Origin of the sequence: Streptomyces phyllanthi (assembly GCF_009377205.1) — a bacterium.
GTDB classification, from domain to species: Bacteria; Actinomycetota; Actinomycetes; order Streptomycetales; family Streptomycetaceae; genus Streptomyces; species Streptomyces phyllanthi.
The window spans coordinates 1-7,957 of the sequence record NZ_VJZE01000426.1; the positions used below are offsets into that span (position 1 = coordinate 1).

6 protein-coding genes are annotated in these 7,957 nt (G+C 71.2%); 4 read left to right on the forward strand and 2 right to left on the reverse strand.

Annotated elements, in window-relative coordinates; translation table 11 throughout:
* Nucleotides 1–50: 50 nt before the first annotated feature.
* Together FNH04_RS36695 and FNH04_RS36700 are read right to left on the reverse strand one after the other, a co-directional pair.
* Nucleotides 51–1,127, reverse strand: coding sequence for an esterase-like activity of phytase family protein (locus tag FNH04_RS36695; protein WP_228031816.1), 1,077 nt, complete (start codon nucleotides 1,125–1,127; stop codon nucleotides 51–53).
* 121 nt (nucleotides 1,128–1,248) lie between these two features.
* Nucleotides 1,249–2,175, reverse strand: a complete 927-nt coding sequence (locus FNH04_RS36700; protein WP_152790168.1) for a serine hydrolase — start codon at nucleotides 2,173–2,175, stop codon at nucleotides 1,249–1,251.
* A 453-nt stretch (nucleotides 2,176–2,628) separates the two neighbouring features.
* Between FNH04_RS36700 and FNH04_RS36705 the strand changes: the two genes are divergently transcribed.
* From FNH04_RS36705 to FNH04_RS36725, 4 genes are all read left to right on the forward strand, one after another.
* A complete protein-coding gene (locus FNH04_RS36705; RefSeq protein ID WP_152790169.1) occupies nucleotides 2,629–3,432 on the forward strand; it encodes an endonuclease I family protein in 804 nt (267 codons plus the stop codon).
* A 228-nt stretch (nucleotides 3,433–3,660) separates the two neighbouring features.
* Nucleotides 3,661–4,305 carry a GNAT family N-acetyltransferase gene (locus FNH04_RS36710; RefSeq protein ID WP_152790170.1) on the forward strand — a complete coding sequence of 215 codons (645 nt, stop codon included), beginning with the start codon at nucleotides 3,661–3,663 and terminating at the stop codon, nucleotides 4,303–4,305.
* A gap of 381 nt (nucleotides 4,306–4,686) precedes the next feature.
* Entirely contained in the window at nucleotides 4,687–6,177 is a 1,491-nt protein-coding gene (locus tag FNH04_RS36720; protein WP_152790171.1) for an FG-GAP and VCBS repeat-containing protein, read from the forward strand.
* A 154-nt stretch (nucleotides 6,178–6,331) separates the two neighbouring features.
* On the forward strand, nucleotides 6,332–7,957 hold a 1,626-nt coding region (locus FNH04_RS36725; RefSeq protein ID WP_322724889.1), incomplete at its 3' end, for an ArnT family glycosyltransferase.

Consider the following 7,957-nt stretch of genomic DNA (forward strand, 5'->3'; position numbering starts at 1 on the left):
CGGGTAGGGGCGGCGGGGGCGAGGACTCACCGCCCGCGCACGAGCACCCCTTACGGCAGGCGCACCCTCAGCCGGTAGAACCGCGTGGTCTGCACCGCGTTCTGGTTGTCGTCACTGACCAGCAGGAGGCGCAGACCACCGGGGCCCCGCCCCGTGATCACCATGCCCTCGATGTTGTCCAGCAGGGGATTCGGCTGCGGCTGCTTCGCGACCGCCCCCAGGGACGGGCAGGTCACGAGGTCGGCGAGCAGGGTCTTCCGGATCAGCCGTACGCCGGCCTGCCCCGTGAGGTTCTCGACACCCCCGGTGTCCGTCGCGCGGCGCGCGTCCGCGACGTACAGCCGGACCGTGTTCCCGACCCCGGAGGTGAAGCCGCGCTCCAGGACGAGCAGCCGCCCGTCCGGAGTCGCGGCGGTCTCGACGACCCCCAGCCCGGTGTCGGCACGATAGCCGTACTGCGCGGAGAGCCGGAATTCCCGGCCACCGCTCCGTTCCCACGTCTGGAAGCGGACGATCCCGGCCGTGTCCCCGGAGAGGGCGCCCTCCATCGAGGCGAGGAGGGTACGGCCACCGGGGAAGAGCGTGAGCCCCTCGAAGGTCTGGTTGGTGACCGCCCGCCCCGCCGGGGCGACCCGGAGCGCGTCCGGCACGGGCAGGCTGCCCAGGAGGCGGCCCTTACGGTCGTACCGGCGTACGGACGGCTCGGCCTCGGAGCCGACCAGCCGCGTACCGTCGACGTCGATCACCAGGCCCTCGGAGTCCAGCGCGGCTCCGGAGGCGTCGGCGAGCGGGACGACACCCGTCGGCCGGAGCGTGCGGCGGTCGAGGCCGAACAGGGCCGAGCGGTCGGAGAGCGCGGCGAGCGAACCGTCGCGGTCCACGGCGAGGGCGGAGAAGTTGCCGACGAACGTGCCCTCGTACGTGGTCTTGTCGAGCGCGTCGGAGTAGCCGTCGATGGAGACGGCAGGCGAACAGGCGCTTCCCTGCGACGCGTTGGAGTGGGCCGCGTTGGAGTGGGCCGGACCGGCGGCGGTGAGCGTGGTGGCTGCCGCCGCCAGAGCGGCGGTGACGGTCGCGAGGAGAGTCCTCAGACTTCTCGGGCCACTCAGGCTTCTCGAGCTACTCAAACTTCTCGGGCTTCTCGGTCGCATGCCGTCACCGTACGGCGGACAGGGCGCCGCCGGGATGGACTCCCCGTGAACGTAAGGGAGTTCAGCCGACCGCGCCCGTGAACGTGTCGCTTCCGCCTCACTCGCCCGGCACGGGCACGAACGCCTCCTTCGGCTCGTCCGTCGGGACGTACCGCTGGGCGCTCGCGCTGCTGGTGACCGGCACGAGGTCCTTGTGGATGGCCTTCGCGACGCCCTGGATGGTGGTCACGCCGTAGTTCATGGTGCTGTTGCCGTGCGTGAGGACGGAGATCATGTAGTCGCGTCCGCCGCCCTTGAACGCGCCGATGCTGTGCACCCGCCAGCCGTGCGTGGCGCGGGACAGCCAGCCGTTCTTGACGTGCACGGAGACGGTGGAGGGCGCCCCGGCGGGCGTGCCCCAGCGCTGGGACGAGACGACCTTGCCCAGCAGCTTCAGGATGTAGGCACGGGAGTTGTCGCTCAGCACGGAGTTCTTCGCGGTGACCAGCTTGAGGAGCTTCTGCTCGTCGCGGACGGTGATCTGGGTGAGTCCCCAGTAGCCGTCAGCGCCCGGCTTGGTCTGGGTCATCCCGGCGGCGGCCAGGAACCCCTTGATCTTCGTCATCCCCAACTGCCGCCAGAGCGTGCTGGTGGCGGCGTTGTCGGACTTGGTGATCATGGCCGTCGAGAGGTCGGCCTCGCGCTGGGTGAGATAGCGGTTGTGCTTCTTCGCGTCCCACAGGAGCGTGGCGAGCACGGTCACCTTGACGACGCTGGCCGAGTCGAAGGCCGTGCTGCCGCGCAGAGTGCAGGTGGTGTTGGTGGCCCGGTCGTAGAGCCCGACGGCTATGGTTCCCTTGCGGTTGGCGAGGGCCGCGGTGATGTCCTTCTGCAACTTCACGGCCAGGCCCGCCTGTTCGGACGTGCAGCTGACCTGTGGCGCGGCCGCGGCGGCCGGTGCCGCGGCGGCGACGCACGGTATGAGCAGTCCGGCCCCGAGGGTCCCGGCGAGCACCCGCGCACGCCGGGATGTCAGGTGGGTCATGGAAGCTTTCCCTCCCCGTTGAAGCGACTTGCGCGCGCTTCGCGCTGGAAGCGAGGCGCACGTATGAGGGCGCTTCCGGCGCACTCGCCTCGTTCGACTCGGGCGGGTGGCCGAAAGTTGTACGTACGTTCGCAGACGCTCGCGACGCCGGGATCACCGGCCCCCTCCGGACGTTCGCGGTACCGCATCACCGGCCCCCTCCAGGCGTTCGCGGTACGGCACCACCGGCCCCCTCCAGGCGTTCGCGGTACCGCATCATCGGCCTTCCCGGCGGATGACGATCCCTCAACTCACCGCATACAGCCACAAGTCAGGATCCACTCCGACCTGACCGACTCACCCGATCCCGACACACAACCGACTCACCACGTTCACCTAATTGACTACATGTCCATGTCACCCTCCTGTCCGTTGGTCGCCCATTCAACCCGCGTAGAACGGACGGACCCCCCTATGCCCGCCACGCAGATACGCCGCTGGAGACCCCTCGCCCTCGCGACCTCGGCCGTGCTCGCCGGACTAGTCCTGCCGACGGCCGCCGCCTCCCCCGCGTCGGCGACGACGACCGCGTACGACAGCACGTACTACAAGAACGCGGTCGGCAAGACCGGTACGGCCCTGAAGTCGTCCCTGCACACGATCATCAGCCCCCAGACGAAGCTGTCGTACTCGGCGGTCTGGAACGCCCTGAAGGTCACCGACCAGGACCCGAACAACAGCAGCAACGTGAAGCTGCTCTACTCGGGCATCTCCCGCAGCAAGTCGCTGAACGGCGGCAACACCGGCAACTGGAACCGTGAGCACGTGTGGGCCCAGTCCCACGGCGACTTCGGCACCTCCGCGGGACCCGGCACCGACCTGCACCATCTGCGCCCCGAGGACGTGCAGGTCAACTCCATCCGCGGCAACAAGGACTTCGACAACGGCGGCAGCAGCTTCACCAACAGCGGCGGCAGCCTCACCGACTCCAACTCCTTCGAGCCGCGCGACGCCGTCAAGGGCGACGTGGCCCGCATGATCCTCTACATGGCCGTCCGCTACGAGGGCGACGACGGCTGGCCCAACCTGGAGCCCAACGACGCCGTCACCAACGGCAGCGTCCCGTACCACGGCCGTCTCTCGGTTCTGAAGCAGTGGAACGACGAGGACCCCCCGGACGCCTTCGAAGAGCGCCGCAACGAGATCATCTACAACACGTACCAGGGCAACCGGAACCCGTTCATCGACCACCCGGAGTGGGTGGAGGCGATCTGGTGATCACGGATGCGATGACTCTCGCGGTGCGATGAGTCTCGCGGATGCGATGACTCACACGGTGCGATGACCCTCGTGGTGCGATGACCCGGACTCCCCCTGAACCCCAGGGAGTCCGGGTCCATCCAGCGGAACGGTAATTCGCTCGACGCCAACGCCCCCGCGCAGGCAGGCTCCGACGCACGTCCGGACGGACGGACGGGCGGAGGAGCGGGCAGAGGGGCGGGGCTGATGGGTCTCAGGCTTGACGGGCCGGTACTGGAAGGCGCGCTCGTGCGGCTGGAGCCGCTGGAGCGGCGGCACGCACGGGATCTGGCCGTGGCGGCCGAGGAGGAGCGGAGTTCGTACGGGTACACCTGGGTGCCCGGGAGGGACGAAGTCGAACAGTACGTCGACGCCCAGCTCGCACGGGCCGGGACGGGCAGGGTCGCTCCCTACGCCCAGGTGGCGAAGGCGTCCGGGCAGGCGGTCGGAGCCACGGCCTACTTGGAACCCCGCTGGTGGCCGGACGAGCGCGGCCCGTACGCCGTGGAGGTCGGGTTCACCTGGCTCGCGGCGTCGGCCCAGGGCACCGGGATCAACGCCGAGGCCAAGTACCTGCTGTTCCGGCACGCCTTCGAGGTGTGGAACGTGGAGCGGGTCGACCTGAAGACGGACGCGCGCAACGAACGATCCCGTGCGGCGATCGCGGCGACGGGGGCGCGGTTCGAGGGCGTGCTGCGGAGCTGGTCCGCGTCATGGGCTCCCGGCGAGGAGGGGCGACTGCGGGACTCCGCGATGTTCTCGGTCGTGGCGGGCGAGTGGCCCGAATGCCGCCGGACTCTCGAGGACCGGCTGGCCCGGTACCAGTCGACCCGGTACCAGCCGGCCCGGTAACGGCCGGCCCAGTACCAGCCAGCCCAGTACCAGCCGGCCCGGTAATGGCCGGCCCGGTAATGGCCGGCCCGGTAACGGCTGGCCCGGTAGCGACTGTCCCGCCAACGGCCCAGTACCGGCCGGCCCAGTACCGGCTGTCCCGCCAACGGCCCAGTACCGGCCGGCCCAGTACCGGCTGTCCCGCCACCGGCGGACCGGCCGCCGCGCCCGGCAAGGGACCGGAGGGCAACCGGCGTTGCCCCTTCGGGCAGCATTCGGGACGGTGACCGGGAAATGACATCCAGGCGTACAACCGGTGCCATGCCCTCCGCGTCGGACTGGGTGGACGCGGCACGTGGAGCGTGCCGTTCCCCCACCCAACCGACCCTGAAAGGCAGTTGCATGTCCCGAGCAGGACGCAGGATCCGTACCGCACGGCTGGGCTCGTCCCTGGCGACCGCGGTGCTGCTCGCCGGAGGGCTCAGCGCCTGGGCCCTCACCGGAGCCTCGGCCCACGCCGCCGCCGGCCCGTCGGTGGAGGCCCAGGACGACTTCAACGGCGACGGCTACGCCGACCTCGTCATCGGGGCGCCGAACGCCACGGTGTCCGACCAGGCGAAGGCGGGCTATGCCGCCGTCACCTACGGCTCGGCCGACGGGCTGTCCACCGCCAACAAGAAGATCGTCAGCCGGTCGACCAGCGGGATACCCGGCGCCGCCACCGCCAACCAGCGCTTCGGGTCCACCTTCACCAAGGGCGACCTCGACGGCGACGGCTACGGCGACCTCGTGATCGGGGGCGGCGCGGCGGGCTCCGTCGTGCTCTGGGGCTCCGCCTCCGGGCTCACCGGCGGCACGGCGATCGCCGGGTACGGGGCCGCGCCCCAGGCCGGTGACTTCGACGGGGACGGCAAGACCGACCTGGCGCTGTTCTCCACGCAGAACGTCGGCGGCGACGACCCCGCGGGCGCTCCGGCCACCCTCTGGAAGGGCCCGATCGCACGGACCGGCACCCCCGCCGCCGTACTGAACATCCTCGACAAGTCCGAGTGGTGGGGCTACGGCGAGGACGACGCCTCCTGCGCCACGGGCAGCGGCTGCGAGGAGGACGGCGACTCGATCACCGGGCCCGTCGTCAACGGCCATGTCGGCGACATCAACGGCGACGGCAAGGACGACATCGTCCAGTGGATCTACACCGGCGACGGCACCTGGGGCAACCGGCTGCTGTACGGCGGCACGTCGGGCTTCACCACCGAGCGCGCCCCTGGTGACGCCACGGGTGAGGACGTGGGCACCGGCGTCGGCGACGTGAACGGTGACGGCTTCGACGACGTGGTGGTCGGCGTCGACGGCTGGAGCAACAAGGTCCGTGTCGCCTACGGCTCGGCCTCCGGCCTGTCCGACGCGAACACGAAGTCCTTCGACCAGGACCTGCCCGGCTTCGCGGGCGTGGAGGAGGAGGGCGACGGCCTCGGTACGGCGGTCTCGGTGGACGACGTGAACGGCGACGGCTACGCCGACATCGCGCTCGGCATCCCCGGCGAGGACTTCAGCGACCTCACCGACGCCGGTTCGTTCGCCCTGGTGCCCGGCAGCGCCTCCGGCGTCACCGGTACCGGCACCCAGGTCTTCCACCAGAACACCGCCGGGGTGCCCGGAGCCGCCGAGTCGGGCGACCGGTTCGGCGTCACCACCGCGCTGCTCGACGTCAACGGCGACGGCCACCGTGACATCGCTGTCGCGTCCACCGCCGAGAACAGCACCAACGGCGCGGTCTGGACGCTGCGCGGCACGTCCACCGGTCTGACCACGACGTCCGCCCTCGCCTTCGGCCCCGACGACCTGGGCGCGCCCGCCACGGACGCGTTCTTCGGGTACTCCCTGGGCTGAGCGGGGAAGGCGCAACGGGCCGTACCCCTGACCTCCACTGACCTCCACGCCGGGAGAGAGGGTGTACGGCCCGTTACCCGCCCCTGGGCCGATTCACAGCCGGCTGCCAGTCGCACCACAGTGCGCGCCCATTCCCCCGCAGGATGGTGCGCTGGTGACCTCCGCGACTGATCCACGCCCCCACACGTCCGCGCCGCCCCACACGTCCGCGCCGCCCGGCGCCTCCGCGACCCCGGACGCACCGGTCCCGACACCGGCGCCGCCCGCGCCGCCTCCGGCCACGGCTCCACCGGAGTCCGCGCCCCGCTGGTCGCTCCCCGCCCTGGCCGCGATCATGATCCTCGCGGCGGCGCTGTACACCTGGAACCTCTCCTCCGCCGGCCTCAACAGCTACTACAGCGCCGCCGTGCTGAGCGGTACGCAGAGCTGGAAGGCGTGGTTCTTCGGTTCACTGGACGCGGGCAACTTCCTCACCGTGGACAAGCCGCCCTTCGTCCTGATGGTCATGGGCCTGTCCTGCCGGATCCTCGGCTACGGCACCTGGCAGATGATGGCGCCGCTGATCGCCTCCGCGCTCGCGACGATCTGGATCCTGCACGCGTCGGTGAAGCGGGTGTGGGGCCACGGCGCGGCGGCCGTTGCCGCACTGGTCCTCGCGCTGACCCCGATCACGGTCGCCATCAACCGCGACAACAACCCCGACACGCTGCTCGTCTTCCTGATGGTCGCGGGCGCGGCCCTCGCCCTGCGCGCGACGCGGAACGGCAGGCTGCTGCCGCTGCTCGGCTCGGCGGTCTGCTTCGGGCTCGCGTTCAACACGAAGATGCTCCAGGGTTACATCGCGCTGCCGGCCGTCTTCGCGGTCTACCTGTACGCGGCGAACCTCGGCCTTGTGAAGCGGATGGTGAACCTGCTGCTCGCGGGCGTGGCGCTGGCCGTGTCGAGCTTCTGGTGGGCGGGGGCGGTGTCCCTCGTCCCCGCCTCGGACCGCCCGTACATCGGCGGCTCGACGGACGGCACCGCCTGGGACCTGATCATGGGCTACAACGGCCTCGGCAGGATCCTCGGCAGCGACGGCAGCATGGGCGGTGGCGGTGGCGGAGGCGGAGGCGGAGGCGGAGGCTTCGGCGGCACTTCGGGCATCGGCCGGATGTTCAACGAGGTCCTGGGCGGCCAGATCTCCTGGCTCCTCCCCTTCGCGGGCATCGCGCTGGCCGGCGGCCTGGTCCTGTGCGGCCGCGCCCCGCGTACGGACGTGACACGCGCGGCACTGGTCCTGTGGGGCGGCTGGACGGCCCTGCACTACGTCACGTTCAGCCTCGCCGAGGGCACGATGCACCCGTACTACACGACCGCGCTCGCGCCCGGTATCGCGGCGCTGTGCGGCGGGGGCGGGGCGATGCTGCTGCGCGCGTTCCGTACGGACAAGAGGTGGGTGTGGGTGCTGCCGCTGGCGTTCGCGGTGACGGGGGTGTGGGCGGTGGTCCTCCTCCGCAGGACCTCCGACTGGAACACCTGGCTGTGGCCGACCATCGCGGTGGTGATGGCGCTGGCGATCGCGGGCCTGCTCGCCTTCCGCTCCGGCGGCCGGATACGGCTGCTGGCGGCCTCCGTCGCGGCGGCGGTCCTCGCGTCGGTCGCGGGCCCGGCGGCGTACGCGGCGTCGGTCCCGGCGGGGACGGGCGGCGGCATGAGCGGCACGAACCCGACGGCCGGTCCGTCCACGGGCGGCGGCTTCGGCGGACCGGGTGGCGGTGGCGGCGGCCGTATGGGCGGCGGG

What these genes read in the sequence shown, in the direction of transcription:
- FNH04_RS36700 (WP_152790168.1), bottom strand. Translation starts at nt 2,175, where the DNA reads ATGACCCACCTGACATCCCGGCGTGCGCGGGTGCTCGCCGGGACCCTC.
- FNH04_RS36705 (WP_152790169.1), top strand. Translation starts at nt 2,629, where the DNA reads ATGCCCGCCACGCAGATACGCCGCTGGAGACCCCTCGCCCTCGCGACC.
- FNH04_RS36710 (WP_152790170.1), top strand. Translation starts at nt 3,661, where the DNA reads ATGGGTCTCAGGCTTGACGGGCCGGTACTGGAAGGCGCGCTCGTGCGG.
- FNH04_RS36720 (WP_152790171.1), top strand. Translation starts at nt 4,687, where the DNA reads ATGTCCCGAGCAGGACGCAGGATCCGTACCGCACGGCTGGGCTCGTCC.